The following is a 23,517-nucleotide window of genomic DNA, read 5'->3' as shown; positions in this document are numbered from 1 at the left end:
TCAAACTATAAATACAACCTTTTAATTTGTAGTTTTGTTTAAACTTTCCTGCCTACCGGCAGGCAGGTTTGTTAATTTTAAGTCAAAATAAAACATTAAAGTATTTTTTGCCATTTTGTTTAGTACTTTTGATATTGAACTTAAACCTATGAAAAATTACATCTTATTTTTTACCTTTCTTTTAGTATCTGCTATTTGTATAGCACAAGAGGCTGATAAAGTATTGGGTGTTGTAATTAATTCGGCCGATGATTCTGTTCTTGAAAGTGTAAATATTGTTAACCTTAACCAAGTAATTGGTACTACTACTAACAATAAAGGTGAATTTAAAATTTCTGCTAAAGTTAACGATACACTTCACTTTTCATATTTGGGTTTTAAATCAATAAAAGTTCGTGTTACAAATGACTGGCTAAAGTTTGGTAGTGCTAATATAGAATTAACGGAGTTAGCATTAGCGCTAGAAGAAGTAGTTGTAAACCAATTAAAACTTACTGGTTATTTAGAAGTAGATATTAAACAAGTACCAGATATTAACACGAATTACCGTTATAGTATTTCAGGTTTACAAGGCACGGGTTATGAAGCAAGTAAAAAATCAGGCTTAACCAGAGTCATAGGTTCTATATTTAATCCAGCAGATTTTTTACATCGCATGTTTGGTAAAAAACCTAATGAACTACGTAAGCTTAAGAAGATGAAGGAAGATGATGAAATTAGAAATTTATTAGCCTCTCGTTTTGATCGTGAGATGCTTACCGTTTTATTGCAAGTGGAACGTGTAGATTTAGATGAAATTGTAAGCCAATGTAATTACTCCAAAGGCTTTATACGAACAGCAAACGATCTTCAAATATTAGATGCCATTAGCGAATGTTATGAAGAATACAAGCTGCTAAGTCGCGGACGAAGTCGGAAAATTTAATTTTGGCGTTACCCAATTTTGCCTTTAATGTCAAAAATGCGTCGGGCTTTCCGCTACAAGTCCTCGTCCACCTCTATCGAGTTGTACTGTGGGCTTTCCACTTCAATCCCTAACGCGGTACATATCCGCCAGAAATATTTTTAGCTTATAAATAGCACTACCCTTTAAAACTCTTGATAACTATTTAAAAATTAAAAAGCATCATCTATTATAAAAACGCTCAACAATTTCATCATAACTTTTAATCGTTTTTTTACACCAGTCCATACGTTTTTCAAGCATATCGTCCGCTGATAATTGCCAATTAATCTCCGTTTGTTTTAGTTTGGTTGTTACATGCTGCAAAATAATTGCTGCAGAGACAGATATATTTAAACTCTCTGTAAAACCTGCCATTTGAATTTTTAAATAACAATCCGCTTGATCTAAAACCTCTTGAGATAAACCTTCAGTCTCTCTTCCAAAGAAAAAGCATGATTTTTTGGTCACATCAAAATCATGTAATTCCCAATCATTAGTATGCGGTGTTGTAGCCACAATTTGATAACCCTTTTGTTTTAAATCTGAAATACAATTATTTACCGTTTGATATCGATTCAAATCCACCCACTTTTGAGCTCCCATAGCTATTTCCCTATCAATACTTTTAGAGTTTTGCTCTTCAATAATATTTATTTCTTGAATACCAAACACATCACAACTTCGCATTACGGCACTTGTATTATGAAGCTGATACACATCTTCTGTAGCTACTGTAAAATGTTTGGTGCGTTGCGATAAAACAGCATCAAAACGTGCTTTACGAGATTCTGTTAAATAGCCTTCCAAATGTTCGAGAAGTTTTATATCAATCATATATCAAAAATACGGATTGTCATTACGACGAACAAAGTGACGTGATATTCTTTTAATCTGAGTTCTATTAAAAGATTACCACGTCACACAAAAGTGTGATTCGAAATGACGTAAAAGTTAGTATATTTATAAAATGAAGAAACATCTAGTTATTCTTACCGGAGCTGGCATGAGTGCCGAAAGTGGGATTAAAACCTTTAGAGATGCCGATGGCTTATGGGAAGGACATGATGTTATGGAAGTTGCTACTCCTGAAGGTTTTGCTGCAAACCCAGAATTGGTTCTAGATTTTTATAATCAACGCAGAAAGCAACTTTTTGATGTTAAGCCTAATAGTGCCCATGTTGATTTAGTTTATTTAGAAAGTGATTTTACAGTAAGTATTATTACTCAAAATGTAGATGATTTACATGAACGTGCAGGAAGTACAAACGTTATTCATTTACATGGAGAATTATTAAAAGTTAGAAGTGTTTATGATAAAAATGATATCCAAGAGTGGAAAACAGATTTAGTTTTAGGTGATGTATGCGAAAAAGGATATCAATTACGCCCACATATTGTTTGGTTTGGAGAAGATGTTCCTATGATTGAAAAAGCTGTTGAAATTTGTGCAACCGCAGATGTTCTTGTTATTATTGGAACGTCTATGCAAGTATATCCTGCTGCTAGTTTAATGCATTATGTACCGCAAAATACGTCAACATATTTTATTGACCCAAAACCGAATATTGAGAGTAAAGAAAATTTAACTGTAATTGCTGAAAAGGCTACTACAGGCATGAAAATCGTTATAGATAATTATTTGCTTTAATCAACTCGTTTTAAATCTAAATCATGGAAATCAAAACTAAAATCTATGTTAGGAGATATCCCTTTCATTTTCACACTTTGTGCTTTACCTTCTTCATCTAAAGAAAACATTGCAAAAGCATCAGCATTCATATCTTGATATTCCCATTTAACTGCGAATGTATTCGCTTTATAAAAAAACATTTCTCCATTAAGTTTAGGCGATTTATATGACTTCATCCACAATTTATCCCCATTCATAAAAACTTCAACCTTACCAAACCAATTATCTTTATAAATACCCAGATAATTAGTAAGGTCTAGCTTAGATTTTTCATTATTTTTAACAACTTCCCAAACTTCTTTTGTAACAGTATCTCCTTCCTCTTTTTTATTTTTAAAATAGACGGCATATTTATCAATCCACCCAAAATCATCCAAACCTAAATAACTATCAACTATGGTATTTGATACCGCTCCGAATACACCACCACCATCATCACTTGTGTTTGTTAAAATAACAACCCCTAAGTTAATATCTGGAATCATTATCGTTTTTGATAACATTCCTGGTAATCCACCTGTATGTGAAACGCTCATATTTCCTTTGATATCAGATAGATACCAACCCAAACCATAACCTGCAAAATGGGAATTATAACGTGGGTTTCGATTAACATTTGTTACCGTATGTATTTTCCACATTTCCCGTTGGGCTTTTTGAGTAAATAGCTGTTGTTTTAGACTATCACCATATTTTCCGTTATTTAAATGCATCATCATCCAATTTGAAATATCATCAACATTTGCATAAATACCGCCTGCAGCTCCATTAATCATTTCTTGATAATCTGGCAGTACTTTTAGTGTTCCTGAATTTGAATCATGTGGTCTTGCCAAGTTACTTTTATCTTTCATTCTATCTAAAGAAGCATACGAATTATCCATATTTAAAGGCTGAAAAATTCGCTTTTCAATAAAATCTTCCCATGACATTCCAGAAACTCTGGCTATAACTTCACCGGCTACTAAGTATAATAAGTTATCATAATCAAACTTTGTTCTAAATGCTGAAACAGGTTTAAAATGTTGGAAACTTGATAATAAATCATCTATTGTAAAATCTGAGCCGTCTGGAAAAAACATAAGGTCTCCAACTCCTAAGCCTAAACCACTTCGATGTGTTAATAAATCTTGAATATTAAAATTTTCAGTTACGTACGGATTGTACATTTTAAACTCTGGAATATAATCTCTAACCTTATCGTCCCATTTTAATTTCTCATCCTCAACCAAAATAGATAAAGCAGCAGTTGTAAATGCTTTACTGTTAGAAGCTATTGCAAAATTAGTATGTTTATTTACTAGACTTTTTGTGCTTGCTGATTTTACACCAAATCCTTTACTATAAATAACGTCTCCATCTTTTACAATTGAAATAGCACACCCTGCAACATTAAACTTACTTAAAGCATAGTTTACAATGGAATCAACTTGTTTTTCAGAAAATTGCGCAGAAGCTAAATTTGAAACAAAACAAGTAAAAACAACGGATAAGAGGGTTTTAAAAAAAGATTTCATAATAGATAAGAATTAATTTTATCCATAAATATACTATTTTAAGGATATCTTTATCTTGCATTTGAATTTTTCTCTTCAATCCATTTACTCATAAACTTAGTGCTTTGTAACGTGTGGTGTTGAAGCATTTGACCCGTAAAGTTGTTAAGTCGGTGTTGATTGAGTTGTTGAGTCGTTTCAGCAATTGTCTTTAAAAATTTTTCTTGATGCACTTTTCTATCAAAACGTTCATTAATAATTTCAAATCCATTTTCTTGTTTTGATTTCCATAGCGTTTCATTTTGAAATAACTCCATAGCTTTGTTTGAAAATAGCTTTGGATTATCTTCAACAAAACCATTAGCATCTAAATTACCAAACATGCCTTCTGCGCCAATACTTGTTGTTACACAAGGTGTTCCATTTTTCATGGCATCAATCAGCTTTCCTTTTAAACCAGCCCCAAATCTAATGGGTGCTAAACATACTTTAGCATGTTGCATAACTTCATTCACATCTTGAGCGAAACCTTTTATTAAAAAACCTTCTTTATCGTTATGAAGTTGATTGACTTTTTGTGAAGCATAAGCACCATAAATATGTAATTCTGCCTTTGTTAATGTAGCCTTGATTAATGGCCAAATAGTTTCTTTTAAATTTAGAACTGCATTATAATTAGGTTCATGTAAAAAGTTCCCAATGGTTATAAAATGATTTCTGTTTTCAAACTTTGGAAGTACTTTAATGTCTTCTTCTGAAATAGAATCCAGCATAAAAGGCAAATACAACAACAAGGATTCATCAACTTTAAACTGATGTTTCAAAATATCCATTTCAGCTTCAGAAATAATCAAACTCAAATCGCTTCTAAAGATACTGGCTATTTCTCGCTTTGCGATATCGTTAAATAAATAAGATACTTCAAACGGTTTTTTATCCTTAAAAGCTTGTTGTCTGCCTTTTCTTAAACCATGTAAATCTTCAGTATCTAAAATCCTTAATGCATCGGGGCATTGTTCTGCAACGCGCCATCCGAATTGCTCTTCCATCATAAAACGATCAAACAAAACCACATCTGGGTTAAGTTTTTTAATAAAAATATCAAAAGATGAATTATTTAATTCAATAGAAACTTGAGAAATGTCAATACTTTCAAGATTAAAAGCATTGTCTGTTTTAGCACAAGGACTTGCAAATGTAATTTGATGCTTTTCTGATTTAAATACCTCAATTAATTGCATCATTCTACTACCAGCGGCAGAACTTTTGGGTTCTGGCCATACAAAACCGATGATTAGTAAATTTTTTGACGCCACGTATTCACGAATTTTCTATTAATTTCTTTCTGATTAAAAGTCTCTACTAAAATTTACCAAGAATAGTTTTATTCAGGATTAATTTTAGGAACTGCTTTCGCTTCCCCTTCGGGGAAGGATAGGATGGGGCATTACTCAGGCTTCGGTTCTAAACCATATTTTAATCGTACTAATTTTGCCCAAACAATAACAGCCTTTCTTTGTTCATCAGTAAGTTTTGCTTCATCATGAGTCCAAGTATAAGAATTTAAAGGCATTTCTTTTTCTTCAATCATTTCTAAAAGTTCTTCAAACTTATGATCTTTTCTTTTTATAGAATTTCCCTCCCAGTTAGATAAGTTAAAATGTTTTTTTCCATCTTTTACATGTGCAGCTAGCCAGAAATTTACTGGAGTTATATTATTATACCAAGGGTATTGTGTAACATCACTGTGACAATCAATACATGTTTTTGTTAAAATAATTTTCACATCTTCAGGAGGATTCGTTTCCTTTAAAAAATAGTCAATCGAAACCAAGTCTCCTTGATTTTTCTCCGGACCAAAAAATTGAGCAATTAAAAACACAACAAATAAAAACAACACGATCTTTTTTACTATTTTCATGGTTTGAAAATTATATATTTCATAAATATTTTAGAAATTTAAAAGTAGTAAAATATCCTATGAGTTTAGAAGAATTCTATAAAGAATTAAGTTACATAACTGCTTTACGCGAAAACCGTTTGAAGTATGCTAATATGGTTTTAGAAGACATGAGTTTGTTCCCTAAACTTATGGATATTTTATTTATGGTAGATGATAAAGTCTCTTGTAAAGCAGCATGGGTTTTTGAGTTTGTTTGCGCAGAATATCTTTATGCCATTATACCTTATTTAAATACATTTACAAACAACTTGAAAAAAATTCGATTTGATTCTGCAGTTCGTCCTGTTGCTAAAGTTTGTGAGTTTATAGCCCATGATTATTATTCAAAAAAACCAAATACCTTACAAAAAACACTTACTCCAATTCACAGAGAATTAATAGTTGAAGCCTGTTTCGATTGGCTAATTAGCGACCATAAAGTAGCCCCAAAAGCTTACTCCATGGAAACGCTTTATCTTTTTGGAAAAGATAACAGTTGGATACATACAGAACTTGCTTTAATCTTGGAACAGGACTTTCCAACACAAAGTGCTGGGTTTAAGGTTAGAGCTAAACGAACATTAAAAAAAATAAAGAAAAATAAAGTGTAATTTATAACTGCATAACTTCTGCTAATTTTTTTTCAGCAATAGTAAGTAAGCCACTTTTTACTAAGCGTTTTGTGAGTGTTTTCCAGTTTTTATCTTTATTAAATATGGTTTTCAGAATTGGAAAAGCTTTATTAAAATCTTTATTATTTAATAAATTAATGGCGTACCAATATTTCATTTCTAAATTATCTGGAAATAGTTTTTGTGCCTCTAAATACAAATTTTCAGCCTCTTTTGTATCACCAACTTCCATAGCTAAATCACCTTTATTCATAAAATCATAGGCCTTATGAATTTTAATTAATCGTTCCAATTCTTGTATTGGATTTTCATGGTCTTCAACTCGAAGATCCATCACCACATCTTCCCAAGAATTTCCAGTTGCCTCACCTTTTACTATTAAAATAGCAGCCGATTGTTTACCTCGAATATCACCTTTTTCGTTTTCAGCTGCCTTTAATGCCGCCAATACGCGTTGGCTTAAATCACCTTTAGCAGATTCAAAAGCAATAGCCATGGCATCCCAAACGGTGTTATTTAACATCATATTTGCCTGAACAGAAAAATTTTCACCTTGCCTATGTCCAGCTTCGTCAATACACTTTCTTCCTGTATGGGTTGCAACGGCGCCATCATTATTTAAAAAAGCAACTTGCCTAAACATTTCACCTGCATCGTTTTGCAATAGGGCATTTAAAGCTTGTTCTGGAGACAAACCTTGTTCCATTAACGTTAATCCCTTTGGGCCATAACTTGGGTTAACCAAAGATTGTGTGGCCACAACACCAACACCAGCTTTACCATAAGTAACTACACTACCCACACTAAACCAATGACTTTGTACAGCAACGGCCATATCTCCGGTTACTGAATCTCTTGCTACAATAGAATACGTATGTGTAAATGGTTCGGCTTTTTTATAAAATTGAGCCGTTATGGTTTGGGAAATTATAAAAATGAATAAAAATGATACTAATTTCATATTACAGTTTTTTATAAATATACTATTTATTGTTGAAAGGTGTAATTTTTTCATTAAACTTCGGATTCAATTCTTTACAACTTCCATACAAAAAAACTATCTTTGCCATCCCGATAATTATCGGGACAAAAAATCAACTATATATGTCACTTTCACCTTTAAATGCGATCTCACCTATTGATGGACGATATAGAAATAAAGTTAACGAGTTGGCGCCATATTTTTCTGAGGAAGCTTTAATAAAATACCGTGTTTTAGTTGAAATAGAATATTTTATTGCGCTTTGCGAAATTCCATTACCGCAACTTCAATCTGTTGATAGTGCCATTTTTGATAGCTTAAGAGCTATTTATAATGATTTTTCTTCTGATGATGCCTTAGCTATTAAAAAAATTGAAAGTGTTACCAATCATGATGTTAAAGCGGTTGAATACTTTATTAAAGATCAATTTGATGCTTTAGGTTTATCTGAATACAAAGAGTTTATTCACTTTGGATTAACCTCTCAAGATATTAACAATACAGCTATTCCTTTAAGTATTAAGGAAGCCATGAACCATGTTTATGTTCCTGAATATTTTATAGTTTTAGAGAAGCTAAAAACTTTATCAAAAGATTGGGCAGACATTCCTATGTTGGCTAGAACACATGGGCAACCTGCATCACCTACTCGGCTTGGTAAAGAAATTGAAGTTTTTGTGGTGCGTTTAGAAGAACAATTTAATTTATTAAACGATATACCAAGTGCTGCAAAATTTGGTGGAGCTACAGGTAACTTTAATGCACACCACGTGGCATATCCAAACATTGATTGGAAAGCTTTTGGTGGGAAATTTGTTCAAGAGAAATTAGGATTACAACATTCATTCCCAACAACACAGATTGAACACTACGACCACCTAGCGGCTTTGTTTGATACTTTAAAGCGTATTAACACCATTATTCTTGATTTAGATAGAGATATTTGGACTTATGTTTCTATGGACTATTTCAAACAAAAAATTAAAGCTGGTGAAGTTGGTAGTTCTGCAATGCCACATAAAGTAAACCCTATAGATTTTGAAAACTCTGAAGGAAACTTAGGTATTGCTAACGCTATTTTTGAACACCTTTCTGCTAAACTCCCAGTTTCAAGATTACAGCGTGATTTGACTGATAGTACGGTTTTACGTAATGTAGGTGTGCCTTTTGGCCATACACTAATTGGTTTTAAATCTACTTTAAAAGGTTTAGACAAATTATTATTGAACGAACGTAAATTTGCTGAAGATTTAGAAAACAATTGGGCTGTTGTTGCCGAGGCTATTCAAACCATTTTACGTCGGGAAGGCTATCCAAACCCTTATGAAGCTTTAAAAGGTTTAACTAGAACTAATTCTAAAATAAATAAAGACTCCATTTCCAGTTTTATTGATACATTAGAAGTCTCAAACACAATAAAAGAAGAATTAAAACGTATTACTCCTAGTAATTATACAGGAATTTAAAACATATTTATGTTAAATGACAAACAATCTTTAGTGCTTACCGGACTTATGGCCGCTGGTATTTTTATTTTTGGAATACTAAAAGTCCTAGAGAATTTTGTTGTTTTAACCGTACTTACTATTGTATTTTTTACTATTGTTATTAATATTTTTTATTCTAAGTTTAAACCAGAAGAGACCACTCAAGAACAAAACGAATCAAAATAAAAAAGCTTCCTTTTAGGAAACTCATATACTCCAAAATTGACATTAAAAGAGAGGCTGTCTGAAAAGTCAATTTTGGAGTAAATTGTCACATTGAGCGCAGTCGAAATGCATTGGAAATCAAGATTATAACGTTTTCGACTGCGCTCAAACTGACAACTCGAAAAACTTTTCATACAGCCTCTTTTTTACATTAACACAATTTTACTATAAATTATTTTAGTACATGACAAAAATCTAGAATAGAACTATTAACTGCACACATATAGCATATTACGGTTTTTTCGTTACGAAGACCTCACAGGTTTTGAAAACCTGTGAGGTCTTTGTTATCCTGAAAATGACGAGTAGTTTATTTCTCAAAATAAATTTTCGTCATGCACTTAAATAATTTATTTAAAGAAATTCATAATATTTTCTATTTGACCTTCTTCAATATTTGCATTTTGCAATGCACTTATTAAAGTAACCATTTTGTCTGGATTCATATCATCGCCTAAAATTCTAACAATACCAAACCCCATATCTTTTGCGCTTCCAAAAACGACTACCTCATCTGCTGCTTCATCATTACCAATATACTTTACATATATCTTGTTCCCTTTATCGCTAAACTCCATTAAGTCATTATATTTACTATCACTTAAAATGGTTTTTACCTTTGCTAATTCTGCTTTATAAGTTTCAATGTCAGTTTCATTAATCTTATATCCTAAAAAATTCAATTTATCTACTGAATTATAAGCTTCTTCTTGGGCCTCAGTAAAATTAGATTTATCAATTTCAATAAGTGAAAGCGGTAAGTCTTGAGATATAAAGTTCTTAGATTCCTGGTTATCTACGTAATAGCGTTGTAAACTAACATTATCACCGCAGCTAGTAAAAATAACTGCGGTTAATAATGCGTATGCTAAATATTTGATTGCTCGTTGCATGATTGATGTTTAGGTTTAATTCTTCTTTTCTAAATGACTACCACCTGGTATGTTCATTTTATCAGTAAGTTTAGAAATTTCGTTAAGATTTATATCCCCTGTTAGTGATACTACAACAGTTTCAATTTTTCGTTCCTTACCGTTAATTTCAATCTTTTCATCCATTACTTTGTCAATACCATTTACATAGATTAAAAGCTCTTTAACATGGTCTGCATCTTTACCTTCTTTCACATAAAACTTCACCTCAGTACCATCATCTTTAACTTCCATTAACTCTTCTAAGCCTCCAGAACGGGATTTTACCCATTTAGAAATATCAGCTGAAATGGTTTTATTATCGGTAACAATAGTTTTAAAACTGGTGATGCTTTTCACCATATCCATGTATGCTTTTGCTTCAGCATCTTCAATATTAATACCCATTTTAGCAATCATCTGAAACATTTTGGGCTTTATAGATACGTAAGTAACATCAGGGTCGTCACTATACTTTTCAAAAATATTCTTCTGTGCCATTCCTGTTAATGGTAATAACATAATGACCATTACTAATACTATTAATTTATTTTTCATCGTTCTTGTTTTTAATTTATTTGTGTTCATTAATTCTATTTATTTAGTTTTTAAAAATTATACTTGTTGCATTTTCAATTTCGTTAAGATATCCTAAAGTTGAAGCACCTTTATTCACTTCATTTAGATAACTAACCGTTGAAGCACCCTTATTGAATTTCACAGAAATCATTTCCATAGATTTTGAAAAATCATTAAAGGCTAGTTGCGGATCATCATAAGTGCCTAAATCATCAATAATTAATGATTTACCAAAATAAAACCCTAACATAAGAACCGCTACTGCTGCGACAGAAATCCATTTGTAATTAAAATTACGTTTTCCCCTTTTAATTATCGAGGTCAATGGAACGTCTTTAGTAAATCGTTCTTGCTTGTTTACCAAAAAATACGCAAACATAGGCTTGTACATTTCTAAATGCGGCGCTACAGTTCCTTGTGTAAAATAGTGTTTTAACTGCTGCTCTTCTTTAAGCGATGTTTCACCGTTCTCGTACTTTTCTAGTAATTTTTCTATATTATTTAACACCATAATTGTGTGTGTTTGTTAATTTTTCTCTTATTGTTTTTCTTGCTCTCGATAAAGCTACACGTACCGCTGTATTATTCATATCCAGCATTTTTGCAATCTCATCAAAATCATAATCTTCTATATCTCTTAATTGAATTATCATTTTTTGTTGTTCTGGTAAATCTTCAATAATTTTTGCAACCCAACTTACACTATCATTTAATTCAACTTGCTTTTGTAATGGTGTATTTTTCTCTTCATAATTACTATGTACAATTTTCAAATTTTGCGACTGTTTAGATTTTAACTTATCAAAACAATAATTCTTTGTCATAGTCATCGAAAAAGCCTCTACATTTTTATACTCAGCAATTTTAAGTTTATTATTCCACAATTTTAGCAGAACTTCCTGTGTTGCATCTTCAGCCTCTTCTCTAGATACTAGCAGTCGTTTTGCTAACCGAAATACTTTATCCTTAAAAGGCATTACAATATTTAAAAACTCCGTTTGAGTCATTTTGGTTTGGTTTAAGCCCCATTGTCTATTCAGACATTTAACTCCTAATATTAATTTAAAGTTAATGTCTCGTTGAACCTTCGATTTCCCAAAAGGGGAAACTTAATTGGTTGGGTTTTAATTAAATTAGCTTAGTTAAGGCTATTTGATATTACGACGACACAGTATTTGTTTTGTTACATTACAAATAAAAAAAATAATTTTAATGGCGTAACCCTATCGGGTCGGGCTTGCAGTTTATCCTGAGCGGAGCCGAAGGGTTACAAGTCCTCGCTTCCCTATCGGTCAGCTGTGGGCTTTCCACTGCAATCCTTACGCGGGCATATCTGCTAATTTACTGCAAAACACTTATATCATCATTTATAAAAGACATAGACCTACATTCAACGAAATTTCAAGTATTTATTTTTTATCATACCAATTATCATTTAAAATTAGCTATAAATAATTTGAATTATATCACATTCAAATAAAATAGAAAATCAAAGCATAGCCCTAGTTACGGTTTTATTTTATATTGAAATGTGAACGGGATAGAAACGAATTATAAAGTTTATTTTCAATGATAATTGGTATTATACAATAATGTAAGTAAATTTAGGGTTTTAAGGACTAAACTTGATACTGAAAAAGCTATGCAAAATTATAAAGCCCTAATCCTACTATTTATATTTTCACTAAGTACTGTAAGTTGTTTTGAAGATAATGATGATATTGGTGTTACCGCAAATGAAATAAATGATTTTGTTTGGAAAGGCATGAATCTTTTTTATCTATATAAAGACGATGTACCAGATTTAGCAAACAATCGTTTTTCTAGTGATAGTGAGTATGCTTCTTATTTAAACGACTTTACTTCGCCCTTTGATTTATTTGAAAGTTTAATATATCAACCAGAAACCTTAGACAGGTTCAGTTGGATGGTTAGTGATTATTTAGCTTTAGAACAATTATTTCAAGGCAATACAAATACAAGCGGTATGGAGCTTAGCCTATATTCCGCCCCTAATAGTTCTACTGAAGGTTTTGGAGTAATCCGATTGGTTCTACCTAACAGTCCAGCAGATAATAAAGGTTTAAAACGTGGCGATATTTTTTATGCTATTGATGGTGTAATATTAACCGAAAATAATTTCAGATCCTTAACCAATCAAGATACCTACACACTAAATCTTGGATTTTACAACGACAAAGGCACATTAGAAACAACCGACGATAGCATAGACCCTACCAACGAAAACATCACTGTAAGCAAAGCTCAGTACAGCGAAAATCCAGTTTTCAAGACAGAAATTATTAATGTTGGAGGAGAAAATGTTGGCTATTTAATGTACAACGGATTCACCGCAGGTTCAGAAAATGAATTAAATGCTATTTTTGGTGATTTCAAATCTAATAATATTCAACATCTAGTTTTAGATTTAAGATATAATCCAGGAGGAAGAGTAAATGTTGAAACTTTTTTGGCGAGTATGATTACTGGACAATATACAGGAGAGCTTTTCCAAAAACTCATATATAATAGCACTTTACAGAGTAACAATACAGATTATAATTTTACTAATAAATTAGATAATGGAACATCAATTAATAGTTTGGGATTAGACAAATTGTACGTTCTAACCACAGGACAATCTGCTTCCGCAAGTGAAGGTTTAATAAATGGATTATCACCATATATTGAAATTATACAAATAGGAACCAATACGACAGGAAAAACGCAAGCATCAAGAACAATTTATGATTCACCAGATTTTGAAAGATCAGGCGCTAACCCAAACCACACCTATGCAATGCAGCCTTTAATTGCAAATGGGGTAAATAAAAATGATATTACTGTACCAGGCTCAGGTTTAACACCTTCTATTGGATTTGAATATGAAGAAAGACCTCTAAATTTCGGTGTTTTAGGTGATGTAGATGAGCCCATGCTTGCATTAGCTTTAGCTGATATTGAAAACTCAACTAGTAGAGCTTCAGAAATTAAATCAAAATCTACTAAGACTTTTAAATTATTAATGGATAGTAATGATTTTAATCCACTTGAAGGTGGTATGATTATCGATTAAATCCGATAATTCAGTTTGTAACGCAGAAAAACATGGTGTTTAGTATTGCGATTTAATTCCATAAAAAAGGTCACTTCAATATAAATTGAAACGACCTTTTATATTTCCTTTTTTACTTTTTATAAATTCAAATTTAATCCAAAACTCACATTTCTTCCTTTTGTAGTATAGCCTAAAATTTCAAAATAATCTTCATTTAATACGTTAGTCACATTTGCAAAAAGGGTCAACTTATTCTTAATTATTTTATGACTAAAATATAAATCGATTAATGAATACGAACTTAATTCTTCATTTAAAAAGGTTGAAAAATTAGTATCTGTTCTACTCCCAACAAACTGGTAATTCAAGGATGCATAAGTCGTTTTAGAAAAATCATATCCTAAACTTGCGTTTGCTTTATAATTTGGTACACGCAATCGTTCACCATCTTTAACTTCTAAATATGTAAGATTTACACTAAAATCTAAATTTTTAATAAAACTAGTTTCAAATTCAAATTCAGAACCTTGAACTGTAGCATTAGTTATCGCATTTTCATAAGCAGTTGTATAAATAATTGTGTTCTCTTCTTTTCTATTAAAAAACACAGTACTAGCACGAAACCCCTTTCCATCATTAAATTCAAAACCAGCCTCTAAAGTTTTATTTTCTTCTGGTCTTAAATCAGGGTTAGCTCCAAAAAAACCAAATAACTGCGATAAATTAGGCGCAATAAACGAAGTCGCATAAGAACCAAAAATTTTATAGGATCCATAATTTGATTTAATACTATACGACGGATTTAGACTATATACAAAATAAGAACCATACTCACTATGATTGTTTAATCTACCTCCAGCATTTATATTCAATCCAAAATCAGAAACATAAACCACATTTAAATAAGGGTCTGTATTTGTAAAGCTCTCTTCTTCGACAAATAAACTATTATAATCACCATAATTTAAACCAACAATAGTGTAAAAGGTGTCATCAAAAACATATTTATTAAAAGCATCAATCACGTAACTATCAGCTTCATTAACAGAGCCAAAATCTGAAATGGTTTCTCTATCAATCTTAGTATAAGCAGCATTTACTTGAAAACTTCCATTTTCATAAGTTAATTTTGGTGACACACCTACTCTTTTTTGTTGGGACACATATTCGTATTCAGTATCGACAAAAGCATAAGTTGGTGGAGGAGATCCATCAATGTCAGTTTTAAATTTATCATAGCTGGCATAAGCAGTTATTTCAAAATTATCAGACACTTCATAACCCAATTTCAAATTCGTATTATACCTGGAAAAAGGATCTTTCTCTGGAGTATCAGACTTTGCTGCCGATAATCCATCGACAAAGCGATTACCAAAACTCGCTAAATAGGTAAACCTATTCACAGTACCATTCACAGACACATTATTAGTAAAACTTGAGCCATTATAATTCAAATCATCTTGAGTTTGATTCGTGCCAACAACGCTTAAAAAACTACCTGAAATTTCTTTTTTAGACGACTTTTTAGTGGTGATACTAATCACTGCTGTAGCAGCGGCATTACCATAAAGTGTACTTGAAGCGCCTTTTATAATTTCAATAGATTCAATAGTATTTAAATTTAATAATCGTAAATCAAAATCGTTGGCTACAATTGATGGATCGTTTATTTGAACACCGTCAATAAGCACTAAAACTTGTCTGTTATTTCCGCCTCTAACGAAGGTTCCTAAATTCTGACCTTCAACACTTCTGCTTCCATTAATTTCAATACCACTTTTGGTATTAATTAATTCTGAAACCGTTCTACCCTGGTTTCGTTCAATCTCTTGTTGTGAAATTTTAATAACCGTTTTACCTGAATTCTCACGTTTTAATTTGAATCGTGAATCTGAGATTACAACTTCAACAAGTTGCTCTCCCGATAGCCATCGGGATTGTGTTGAGTCCTGCTGCTGTTGGGCAAAACTAAACATAGATATACCAATAGATAGTATACCAAAAATACTTGCTTTTTTCATTTTAATGAATAATTACTCGGAATGGTAAGGTGTTAACCATACTCAAACTTTTATCCCGAAAGTTTAACTTATTTGTTTTGAAAATGGCAGGTCTCCTGACTTGCGTCTTCATGTTGGTCTTCCCATCCCGATGTATTGGAACAGTGACATTGAAGTTGAACATGAAGCTTTATAGCTTACAGTTGCGGGAACAGTTCTGGATTTAACGAATTACGATATACGAATTACGAATTTTGAATTATTACTCACCAAAATCGTAAATCTGCAATCGTAAATCATTGCACCAGATTCCCTTTTAATCCGTTCAATTAAAATTGAACAAGAACCAAAATTCGCTGCAAAAATAGATGTTTTAAATAGAAGTAGATAAACAAACTTTACTTTTTCTTATTCATTTTATAAATAAGATAAATAAACCCTATAAGAAAATGAGCTATTATAACGCCACCTACTATATATATTGTTAAATTTGAACCGTCCCGCATGGTCTTATTTTTTTTTCAAAAATAGATATCAATTAAGCAAATAAGCGTAACAATTGTGACATTACATTTATGAAGCATATTTTTTTACTTTTATTAATTTCAATAGGTTTATTAAACTGTAAAAACGAAACCAAAAAGCAATTAAAAACCCCTATTGAAAACGCGCATATTGAGCTTAAATATGCAAAAGGTTTTTCTGTAAAAGATTTAGGAACACATAAAATACTGGAAATAATAAATCCTTGGCCAGAATCTGAAAAACAATATAGTTATGTTTTGATAGACAAAGAAAATGCTATGAAAACAACTTTTTTAAAAAATGAATTCGATGGCATCCTTATAAATCCAATCAATAAAATAGTAGTCACATCAACAACCCATATTCCAGCTTTAGAATTATTAGGTGTTGAACAAACATTAGTTGGATTTCCGGGAACCGAATATATTTCTTCTGAAAGTGTAAGACAGCATATTGAAAACGGAAATATAAGAGAACTCGGTAAGAATGAAGGTTTAAACACAGAAGTGCTTTTAGAGCTTAACCCGAACCTTGTTGTAGGCTTTGGAATTGATGGAGCAAACCGATCATTAGAAACTATTAAAAATTCTGGAATTCCTGTAATTTTTAATGGCGATTGGGTTGAAGATTCTCCTTTAGCTAAAGCGGAATGGATTAAGTTTTTCGGAGTTTTGTATGGCAAAGAAAAAGAAGCAGATTCCATTTTTAATAAAATTGAGAAAGACTATTTAGAAGTGAAACAATTAGCCCAAAACGCAAAAACAAAACCATCCGTTTTGAGTGGTGCAATGCATAATGATATTTGGTATTTACCAAATGGAACAAGTACAGAAGCGCAATTATTAAAAGATGCCAATGTAAACTATTTATGGAGCGATACAAAAGGATCAGGAAGTTTGAAGTTGAACTTTGAATCCGTTTATGTGAAAGCTAAAGAAGCAGATATATGGTTGAGTCCCTCAAATTATACAAGTTTAGAAGCTTTAAAAAATGGCAATGAAAATCACACCATGTTTAAAGCCTTTCAAAATAAAAGTATTTACACATTTACAAATACAACTGGTAAAACTGGAGGTGTTTTGTATTACGAATTAGGAATGACAAGACCCGATTTAGTATTAAAAGATATAACAAAAATTTGCCATCCTGAACTATTAGAAAATTACGAACCTTACTTCTTTAAAAAATTAAAATAATTGAGAATACAGACCCTTCAGGTTTTAAAAACCTGAAGAGTCTTAAAAAAATCACAGAATCATTTTAATGTCAAAAAACTATAAATATTCATTTCTTGCACTTATCCTCGTTTTGATAGTGTGTTTTCTAGTGAATATAAGTTTGGGTTCGGTATCCATTCCATTAAAAGATATATTTAGCGGACTTATTGGAAATCCCACAGAACAAGAATCTTGGCAACACATTATTCAAAATTACCGATTACCAAAAGCCTTAACTGCTATAATTGTTGGTTCGGGTTTGGGAATTTCAGGTTTATTAATGCAAACACTATTTAGAAATCCATTGGCAGGCCCTTTTGTTTTAGGTATCAGTTCTGGCGCTAGTTTAGGTGTTGCTGTAGTTATATTAGGCTCTAGCGTTTTTGGAGGTGTTTTAGCTTCTCTTTTAATCTCAAAATGGGGCGTTGTTATTGCTGCAAGTCTAGGAAGTTTTTTAGTTTTACTGGCAGTCCTGATGGTGTCTTTAAAAGTTCGTGATACTATGGCAATTCTTATCATTGGCCTTATGTTTGCGAGTATTACAGCAGCCATTGTTAGTGTGCTATCCTATTTTGGTTCTGCGGAGCAATTGCAACAATACATCTTTTGGGGCTTTGGTAGTTTAGGTAATTTATCATGGGAAGACCTAGGCATTTTATTCTTAATTTATGCGTTGGGAATTATTCTCGGCATTGCGGCAATCAAATCTTTAAACACCTTACTTTTAGGCGAGAATTATGCTAAAAGTTTAGGCTTAAACATAAAACAAAGTCGCTTAGTAATAATTATAGCTACAAGTTTATTAGCTGGAACTATTACTGCCTTTACAGGACCTATTGCTTTTATTGGTTTGGCTATTCCACATTTAACCCGACAAGTTTTTAATACTTCAAATCACAAAATTTTATTACCTGCTGTATTTTTATTTGGAGCCATAGTGATGCTGATTTGTGATAGTATTGCACAATTACCAAATAGTGATTTTACCCTACCAATTAATGCCATAACATCTTTAGTAGGTGCTCCGGTTGTAATTTGGTTATTAGTTAGGAAACGAAAAATGGTATTTTGAAAAATTGACGGAAGACGAAAGACTGATGGCAGACTGAAATGTGAATTGTGATATTGAGTAATCACACATGAGTAATGTCCCCTTGAGGAGACTTTAGGGGTGTTTTAAATAACTGACTGAAGACTGAAATAAATTAACTTATTAATGATAAAAGAGAAAGGAAATATCATTCTAAAAACCAAAGATTTATCAATTGGTTATACTTCAAAAAAAGCAAAAACTAGTGTTGCTTCAAATATTAATATTGAACTAAAAAAAGGGAGTCTTGTAGGTCTAATTGGGGCAAATGGTATTGGTAAATCTACCCTTTTAAGAACACTTACTAATGTTCAAAACCCATTAAGCGGACAAGTTTTTATTAATAACACTGATTTATTAAAATATGCGCCACTTGATTTGGCCAAAGTTATGAGTCTGGTATTAACCGAACCTTTAGCTTCAAAAAATTTATCTGTTTTAGAGCTTGTTGCTTTAGGAAGGCAACCTTATACAAACTGGGTTGGTAACTTATCTAAAAATGATATCGATATAGTCAATACAGCGCTTGAACAAACTAACATTTCTGCTTTAAAACATAAAAAATGTTATGAATTAAGTGATGGCCAATTACAAAAAGTAATGATTGCTCGAGCCTTAGCTCAAGATACCGAATTGATTATTCTAGATGAACCTACCACCCATTTAGATATGTATCATAAAGCTTACATTTTAAAATTACTTCAGAAACTAGCTAAAGAAACCAATAAAACCATTTTATTTTCATCACATGAAATAGATTTAGCTATTCAGTTATGTGACAATTTAATCGTGATGACTAATAACGAAGTCGTTTCAGATGAACCATGTCATCTTATTTCTAAAGGCACTTTTGGAACTTTATTCCCAAAGGATTTAATAGCTTTTGATGAGAAAACGGGGAGTTTTCGAATGAAGAAATAGTATTATTTCTTTTAGTTTCTTAATTTTTATTACCTTTAGATAATTGAAAATCAATTTTTTAGCAGCGTCTTCCCTATTTGTCAGTGATTTTCTAATCGAATTAAAAATCCATTCTGATGAAATCATTAAAACTTATTGTCTTAGTTTTTTGGCTATTGCTATTCTTTAATTGTAAAAACAAAACACCAAAACCAAATCCAGCTTTAGCGTCAATAGACTTAAAAAGAGGAGAACTATTACTATGTAGTACAGAACCATTTGGAGACGTTAGTTTCTCTATAGATTGTAACTATGAGGTAAGAGAAACATTCGATTTGGCAATTTCTTTATTACATTCTTTTGAATATGCAGAAGCAGAAAAAGCTTTTGTAAAAGTAATTGATATGGATCCAGAATGTGCCATGGCATATTGGGGAGTTACCATGAGTATTTATCACGATTTATGGGCTCCACCTAGTGAAACAGAATTAAAAAAAGGGTTACAATTGCTAAAAATAGCCGAATCTTTACCAAAAACAGAAAAGGCACAACTGTATATAGATGCTATAGGAGCATTCTATGCAGATTGGGAAAACTTAGACCATAATGCACGAGAATTGCTATATACAAAGAAGATGGAAAACATCTATTTAAGTAATAAGGATGACGCTGAAGCGACCGTTTTTTATGCTTTAGCTCTAACGTCTTCTGCAGATCCAAATGATAAAACATATAAGAATCAGAAAAAAGCTGGAGCCCTTTTAGAAAATCTCTTTAAGGAAAAACCTAACCATCCGGGAATTGCCCATTATATTATTCATTCGTATGATTATCCAGAATTAGCCCAAATGGGATTAAACACAGCAAGACGATATGCCGAAATTGCACCAGCATCTGCACATGCACAACATATGCCATCTCATATTTTTACGAGACTTGGACTTTGGAATGAATCTATAAATACCAATATTAACTCTGCCTCTTCAGCTATTTGTTATGCTGAAAGTGTGAATCTAGAAGCCAGATGGACTCAAGAAATTCATGCTGTAGATTACTTGGTGTACGCCTATTTACAAATGGGAGATAACAAAAATGCATTGGAACAATTAAATGAAATGCAAGCTGTAAAAACAGTTTTCCCAAACGATAATTTCGCCTCTGCTTATGCCTTAACTGCCATACCTGTTAGAGTAGCATTAGAAAATAAAAACTGGGAAGAAGCTGCAAATTTAGAGTTACCAAAAATAGATTTTACATGGGGGAAATTTTCTTGGGAAAAGGCCCTATTACACTTTGGTAAATTACTTGGCTACTCGCATATTGGCAACATAGCATCTGCCGAACAAGAACTTCAAATCTTAAGAGATTTACATCAAAGCTTATTAGACTCTAAAGACAATTTCACCAAAACTTACAAAGCAAATCAAGTTCAAATTCAGATATATGCAGCGCAAGGATGGATAAATCTAGCCAAAGGAAATAAAGAGGATGCGCTAGCATCCATGAAACTTGCTGCAAAAATGGAAAGCGAGACTTCTAAACATCCAGTAACACCTAGCGAGGTAATACCAGCTGATGAACTTTTAGGTGACATGCTTCTAAGCTTAAACAAACCAAAAGAAGCTTTAGACGCTTACGAAGTAAACTTAAAAGGACATCCAAATAGATTTAATGGAATTTATGGAGCAGCAATTGCAGCAAAACAGTCCGGAAATAATGAAAAAACTAAACTCTACTTTGAGCAACTTATAGAGCTGACTAAAAACTCTAAAAGCGACAGACCCGAAATAAATGAAGCCAAACAATTTATTGCAGAACAACAATCTATTTAAGCCATGCGTTTAAATCAATTCATTTTCATTTTTGTTTTTGTCATGGTAACTGCTTGTAATAAAGAGGAAAAGAAACCACTTCCAATTTATAATCCTTCAAATTTTAATCCTGAGTTAGTAGATAAAAGTCTTCAAAATAAAAGTGAATATCATACGGTTTCTGATTTTAATCTTATTAATCAGAATGGAGAAGTGATTACTCAGGAAGACTATAAAGACAAAATTTATATTGCCGACTTCTTTTTTACCCGTTGCGGAACTATTTGCCCGATTATGTCAGATAATATGGCCAAAATTCAAAAGGCGTTTTTAAATGATAATGATGTTATGTTATTATCACTTTCGGTAACACCACAAATGGATAGCATTCCAATACTTCGCGAATACGCCAATAACAAGGGTGTAATTGACAGTAAATGGAATGTTACTACAGGAAACAAAAAACATATATATGAGCTTGCCCGAAAAAGTTATTTCACAGTTGTTGAACAAGGTGATGGAGGTTTACAAGATTTTATACACACCCCTAATTTTATTTTAATAGACAAGGAAAAACAAATTCGCGGCATTTATGATGGTACAAACGATGATGACATTAAACAAGTAATTGAAGATATTAAAACTTTAAAAACAGGTTTAAAGCATTGTAGCTTACTAGAATAAGGAATCTTCAAAATATTATTTCCAAAATAACAGATTGTTTCTGATGAAAAACAGAGAGTTTTAGTTGAAGATATAATGGATAAATAATCCACTATTTTATATATATTTACATCTTTAACCAAGATAATTGCTTTTAAAATTAATACAATTACATGTCAATTAATAAACTATCTATTTTAATTCCTGTCTACAATGAAGAAAAAACAATTCATTTAATATTAAATAAGATAAAAGCAGTAAATCTAACAAATAATATTGGCAAAGAAATAATTATTATAAACGATAATTCAACTGATAACACAAAAGGTATTATTAAAGAGTACCTTATTAAAAATCCAGAATCGGACATAAAATATTTTGAGCAAGAAGCTAATAAAGGTAAAGGAGCAGCTATTCATAAAGGGATTTTAAACGCCAAAGGAGATTTTCTAATTATTCAAGACGCCGATTTAGAATATGATCCTGAAGAGTATAATGACTTAATAAAACCAGTTTTAAAAGGATATGCAGACGTAGTATACGGATCCCGATTTATGGGAAACAATCCTCATCGCGTTTTATTTTTTTGGCATACTATAGGAAATAAGTTTCTAACTTTTTTAAGTAACATGTTAACTAATTTAAATCTTACAGACATGGAAACTTGTTACAAACTTTTTAATACAAGTATTATTCAAAATATAAAACTTCAAGAAAAAAGATTTGGTTTTGAACCCGAAATCACAGCGAAAATATCAAAAATACCCGAAATTAGAATTTATGAAATCGGAATTTCTTATTACGGTAGAACTTACTCTGAAGGAAAAAAAATAAATTGGAAAGACGGATTTAGGGCTATTTACTGTATTTTAAAGTATAATATTTTTTTTTAAAATGAAAAAAACCATTATTGTCATATTTGTAATAATAATTAGTTATATAATTTACAACAATTATAAATCTCTTTCCAAAGAGAACGATATAGATTTTCTTGAAAAGTCTCTTGTAAAAATAAAAGACATATCATTAGACACAAATGAATTGTATTACTTTTCTAACACTAAATCGGTTGCGTTATATTATAAAACTCAATTTGCATTAACTCCAAAAATTGTTATAAAAAAAGAGTTTTTAGACATACCGGCTGATAGTTACATTTTGGCAGTTTTTGATAACAAAACAAAAAACAAAAAGCTTATTTCAAATAAAAAAATCAGTATTAAGGATACAATAATTAACGTAATTGATAATACACATTATCAAGTAATGCTTTTAAGGAATTAATTATGATTTTAATAGCAATTCTATTTTCGTGTTTTTCATTTTATATTTTATTAGATAATTTTAAATTATTTAATAACAA

The 23,517-nt window shown here is 31.5% G+C and carries 23 protein-coding genes and 1 riboswitch; of the genes, 13 read left to right on the top strand and 10 right to left on the bottom strand.

Annotated elements, in window-relative coordinates:
• Positions 1 to 148 precede the first annotated feature (148 nt).
• Positions 149 to 925: a carboxypeptidase-like regulatory domain-containing protein gene (locus AAC024_RS05025; protein WP_339894119.1), complete on the top strand. Its 777-nt coding sequence runs from the start codon at positions 149 to 151 to the stop codon at positions 923 to 925.
• Positions 926 to 1,126: 201 nt separating this feature from the next.
• On the opposite strand, the gene AAC024_RS05020 is transcribed toward AAC024_RS05025, so the two are convergent.
• Entirely contained in the window at positions 1,127 to 1,780 is a 654-nt protein-coding gene (locus tag AAC024_RS05020; protein WP_339894118.1) for an RNA methyltransferase, read from the bottom strand.
• A gap of 133 nt (positions 1,781 to 1,913) precedes the next feature.
• Here AAC024_RS05020 and AAC024_RS05015 point away from each other — a divergent pair, with 133 nt between their 5' ends.
• Entirely contained in the window at positions 1,914 to 2,594 is a 681-nt protein-coding gene (locus tag AAC024_RS05015; protein ID WP_339894117.1) for an NAD-dependent deacylase, read from the top strand.
• Here the strand turns inward: AAC024_RS05015 and AAC024_RS05010 are convergent.
• From AAC024_RS05010 to AAC024_RS05000, 3 genes are all read right to left on the bottom strand, one after another.
• Positions 2,591 to 4,153 (bottom strand): serine hydrolase, encoded by a 1,563-nt coding sequence (locus tag AAC024_RS05010; RefSeq protein WP_339894116.1) that lies wholly within the window; start codon positions 4,151 to 4,153, stop codon positions 2,591 to 2,593. The two genes, AAC024_RS05015 and AAC024_RS05010, sit on opposite strands and share 4 nt — an antisense overlap.
• Positions 4,154 to 4,203: 50 nt before the next feature.
• Positions 4,204 to 5,448, bottom strand: a complete 1,245-nt coding sequence (locus AAC024_RS05005; RefSeq protein ID WP_339894115.1) for a glycosyltransferase family 4 protein — start codon at positions 5,446 to 5,448, stop codon at positions 4,204 to 4,206.
• 131 nt (positions 5,449 to 5,579) lie between these two features.
• Positions 5,580 to 6,053, bottom strand: a complete 474-nt coding sequence (locus AAC024_RS05000) for a heme-binding domain-containing protein (protein WP_339894114.1) — start codon at positions 6,051 to 6,053, stop codon at positions 5,580 to 5,582.
• A 59-nt stretch (positions 6,054 to 6,112) separates the two neighbouring features.
• Here AAC024_RS05000 and AAC024_RS04995 point away from each other — a divergent pair, with 59 nt between their 5' ends.
• A complete protein-coding gene (locus tag AAC024_RS04995; RefSeq protein WP_339894113.1) occupies positions 6,113 to 6,685 on the top strand; it encodes an adenylosuccinate lyase in 573 nt (190 codons plus the stop codon).
• Position 6,686: 1 nt separating this feature from the next.
• Here the strand turns inward: AAC024_RS04995 and AAC024_RS04990 are convergent, their stop codons facing one another.
• Complete coding sequence (locus AAC024_RS04990) at positions 6,687 to 7,667, bottom strand: DUF1028 domain-containing protein (protein WP_339894112.1); 981 nt, start codon at positions 7,665 to 7,667, stop codon at positions 6,687 to 6,689.
• A gap of 143 nt (positions 7,668 to 7,810) precedes the next feature.
• Here AAC024_RS04990 and purB point away from each other — a divergent pair, with 143 nt between their 5' ends.
• Together purB and AAC024_RS04980 are read left to right on the top strand one after the other, a co-directional pair.
• Positions 7,811 to 9,154 carry an adenylosuccinate lyase gene (gene purB, locus AAC024_RS04985; protein WP_339894111.1) on the top strand — a complete coding sequence of 448 codons (1,344 nt, stop codon included), beginning with the start codon at positions 7,811 to 7,813 and terminating at the stop codon, positions 9,152 to 9,154.
• A 9-nt stretch (positions 9,155 to 9,163) separates the two neighbouring features.
• Positions 9,164 to 9,361: a hypothetical protein gene (locus AAC024_RS04980; protein ID WP_339894110.1), complete on the top strand. Its 198-nt coding sequence runs from the start codon at positions 9,164 to 9,166 to the stop codon at positions 9,359 to 9,361.
• Between the two features lie 389 nt (positions 9,362 to 9,750).
• On the opposite strand, the gene AAC024_RS04975 is transcribed toward AAC024_RS04980, so the two are convergent.
• The 4 genes from AAC024_RS04975 to AAC024_RS04960 are packed head-to-tail and all read right to left on the bottom strand — an operon-like array spanning position 9,751 to position 11,897.
• Positions 9,751 to 10,293: a DUF4252 domain-containing protein gene (locus AAC024_RS04975; protein ID WP_339894109.1), complete on the bottom strand. Its 543-nt coding sequence runs from the start codon at positions 10,291 to 10,293 to the stop codon at positions 9,751 to 9,753.
• A gap of 15 nt (positions 10,294 to 10,308) precedes the next feature.
• Positions 10,309 to 10,869 carry a DUF4252 domain-containing protein gene (locus AAC024_RS04970; protein ID WP_339894108.1) on the bottom strand — a complete coding sequence of 187 codons (561 nt, stop codon included), beginning with the start codon at positions 10,867 to 10,869 and terminating at the stop codon, positions 10,309 to 10,311.
• Positions 10,870 to 10,912: 43 nt separating this feature from the next.
• Complete coding sequence (locus AAC024_RS04965; RefSeq protein ID WP_339894107.1) at positions 10,913 to 11,401, bottom strand: hypothetical protein; 489 nt, start codon at positions 11,399 to 11,401, stop codon at positions 10,913 to 10,915.
• A complete protein-coding gene (locus AAC024_RS04960; RefSeq protein ID WP_339894106.1) occupies positions 11,388 to 11,897 on the bottom strand; it encodes an RNA polymerase sigma factor in 510 nt (169 codons plus the stop codon). The genes AAC024_RS04965 and AAC024_RS04960 overlap by 14 nt, the downstream gene beginning before the upstream one ends.
• Before the next feature lie 635 nt (positions 11,898 to 12,532).
• Here AAC024_RS04960 and AAC024_RS04955 point away from each other — a divergent pair.
• Positions 12,533 to 13,966, top strand: coding sequence for a S41 family peptidase (locus AAC024_RS04955; RefSeq protein ID WP_339894105.1), 1,434 nt, complete (start codon positions 12,533 to 12,535; stop codon positions 13,964 to 13,966).
• 119 nt (positions 13,967 to 14,085) lie between these two features.
• On the opposite strand, the gene AAC024_RS04950 is transcribed toward AAC024_RS04955, so the two are convergent.
• Entirely contained in the window at positions 14,086 to 15,969 is a 1,884-nt protein-coding gene (locus AAC024_RS04950) for a TonB-dependent receptor (RefSeq protein WP_339894104.1), read from the bottom strand.
• 67 nt (positions 15,970 to 16,036) lie between these two features.
• Positions 16,037 to 16,314, bottom strand: a riboswitch (cobalamin riboswitch).
• Positions 16,315 to 16,523: 209 nt separating this feature from the next.
• Here AAC024_RS04950 and AAC024_RS04945 point away from each other — a divergent pair.
• The 7 genes from AAC024_RS04945 (at position 16,524) to AAC024_RS04915 (ending at position 23,438) form a co-directional block, all read left to right on the top strand.
• Complete coding sequence (locus AAC024_RS04945; protein ID WP_339894103.1) at positions 16,524 to 17,669, top strand: ABC transporter substrate-binding protein; 1,146 nt, start codon at positions 16,524 to 16,526, stop codon at positions 17,667 to 17,669.
• 67 nt (positions 17,670 to 17,736) lie between these two features.
• Complete coding sequence (locus AAC024_RS04940; protein ID WP_339894102.1) at positions 17,737 to 18,762, top strand: iron ABC transporter permease; 1,026 nt, start codon at positions 17,737 to 17,739, stop codon at positions 18,760 to 18,762.
• 144 nt (positions 18,763 to 18,906) lie between these two features.
• A complete protein-coding gene (locus AAC024_RS04935; RefSeq protein WP_339894101.1) occupies positions 18,907 to 19,701 on the top strand; it encodes an ABC transporter ATP-binding protein in 795 nt (264 codons plus the stop codon).
• Positions 19,702 to 19,817: 116 nt separating this feature from the next.
• Entirely contained in the window at positions 19,818 to 21,512 is a 1,695-nt protein-coding gene (locus tag AAC024_RS04930) for a hypothetical protein (protein WP_339894100.1), read from the top strand.
• A gap of 42 nt (positions 21,513 to 21,554) precedes the next feature.
• The gene (locus tag AAC024_RS04925) at positions 21,555 to 22,175 is read left to right on the top strand and encodes an SCO family protein (protein ID WP_339894128.1); all 621 of its coding nucleotides are present in this window, start codon (positions 21,555 to 21,557) and stop codon (positions 22,173 to 22,175) included.
• 152 nt (positions 22,176 to 22,327) lie between these two features.
• Positions 22,328 to 23,047, top strand: coding sequence for a glycosyltransferase family 2 protein (locus AAC024_RS04920; protein WP_339894099.1), 720 nt, complete (start codon positions 22,328 to 22,330; stop codon positions 23,045 to 23,047).
• A gap of 1 nt (position 23,048) precedes the next feature.
• On the top strand, positions 23,049 to 23,438 hold the full coding sequence (locus AAC024_RS04915) for a hypothetical protein (protein ID WP_339894098.1): 390 nt from the start codon (positions 23,049 to 23,051) through the stop codon (positions 23,436 to 23,438).
• The last annotated feature ends 79 nt before the right edge of the window (positions 23,439 to 23,517 follow it).

The organism is uncultured Algibacter sp. (genome assembly GCF_963976535.1).
Classification (GTDB): Bacteria; Bacteroidota; Bacteroidia; order Flavobacteriales; family Flavobacteriaceae; genus Algibacter_B.
The sequence above is the reverse complement of the archived record's forward strand: the minus strand, read 5'-3'. Positions and strand labels throughout refer to the sequence as shown.

Bases quoted from the DNA above. Each gene is read 5' to 3' on its own strand.
- AAC024_RS05025 (WP_339894119.1), top strand. From the start codon at position 149: ATGAAAAATTACATCTTATTTTTTACCTTTCTTTTAGTATCTGCTATT.
- AAC024_RS05020 (WP_339894118.1), bottom strand. From the start codon at position 1,780: ATGATTGATATAAAACTTCTCGAACATTTGGAAGGCTATTTAACAGAA.
- AAC024_RS05015 (WP_339894117.1), top strand. From the start codon at position 1,914: ATGAAGAAACATCTAGTTATTCTTACCGGAGCTGGCATGAGTGCCGAA.
- AAC024_RS05010 (WP_339894116.1), bottom strand. From the start codon at position 4,153: ATGAAATCTTTTTTTAAAACCCTCTTATCCGTTGTTTTTACTTGTTTT.
- AAC024_RS05000 (WP_339894114.1), bottom strand. From the start codon at position 6,053: ATGAAAATAGTAAAAAAGATCGTGTTGTTTTTATTTGTTGTGTTTTTA.
- AAC024_RS04995 (WP_339894113.1), top strand. From the start codon at position 6,113: ATGAGTTTAGAAGAATTCTATAAAGAATTAAGTTACATAACTGCTTTA.
- AAC024_RS04990 (WP_339894112.1), bottom strand. From the start codon at position 7,667: ATGAAATTAGTATCATTTTTATTCATTTTTATAATTTCCCAAACCATA.
- purB (WP_339894111.1), top strand. From the start codon at position 7,811: ATGTCACTTTCACCTTTAAATGCGATCTCACCTATTGATGGACGATAT.
- AAC024_RS04980 (WP_339894110.1), top strand. From the start codon at position 9,164: ATGTTAAATGACAAACAATCTTTAGTGCTTACCGGACTTATGGCCGCT.
- AAC024_RS04975 (WP_339894109.1), bottom strand. From the start codon at position 10,293: ATGCAACGAGCAATCAAATATTTAGCATACGCATTATTAACCGCAGTT.
- AAC024_RS04970 (WP_339894108.1), bottom strand. From the start codon at position 10,869: ATGAAAAATAAATTAATAGTATTAGTAATGGTCATTATGTTATTACCA.
- AAC024_RS04965 (WP_339894107.1), bottom strand. From the start codon at position 11,401: ATGGTGTTAAATAATATAGAAAAATTACTAGAAAAGTACGAGAACGGT.
- AAC024_RS04960 (WP_339894106.1), bottom strand. From the start codon at position 11,897: ATGACTCAAACGGAGTTTTTAAATATTGTAATGCCTTTTAAGGATAAA.
- AAC024_RS04955 (WP_339894105.1), top strand. From the start codon at position 12,533: ATGCAAAATTATAAAGCCCTAATCCTACTATTTATATTTTCACTAAGT.
- AAC024_RS04950 (WP_339894104.1), bottom strand. From the start codon at position 15,969: ATGAAAAAAGCAAGTATTTTTGGTATACTATCTATTGGTATATCTATG.
- AAC024_RS04945 (WP_339894103.1), top strand. From the start codon at position 16,524: ATGAAGCATATTTTTTTACTTTTATTAATTTCAATAGGTTTATTAAAC.
- AAC024_RS04940 (WP_339894102.1), top strand. From the start codon at position 17,737: ATGTCAAAAAACTATAAATATTCATTTCTTGCACTTATCCTCGTTTTG.
- AAC024_RS04935 (WP_339894101.1), top strand. From the start codon at position 18,907: ATGATAAAAGAGAAAGGAAATATCATTCTAAAAACCAAAGATTTATCA.
- AAC024_RS04930 (WP_339894100.1), top strand. From the start codon at position 19,818: ATGAAATCATTAAAACTTATTGTCTTAGTTTTTTGGCTATTGCTATTC.
- AAC024_RS04925 (WP_339894128.1), top strand. From the start codon at position 21,555: ATGGTAACTGCTTGTAATAAAGAGGAAAAGAAACCACTTCCAATTTAT.
- AAC024_RS04920 (WP_339894099.1), top strand. From the start codon at position 22,328: ATGTCAATTAATAAACTATCTATTTTAATTCCTGTCTACAATGAAGAA.
- AAC024_RS04915 (WP_339894098.1), top strand. From the start codon at position 23,049: ATGAAAAAAACCATTATTGTCATATTTGTAATAATAATTAGTTATATA.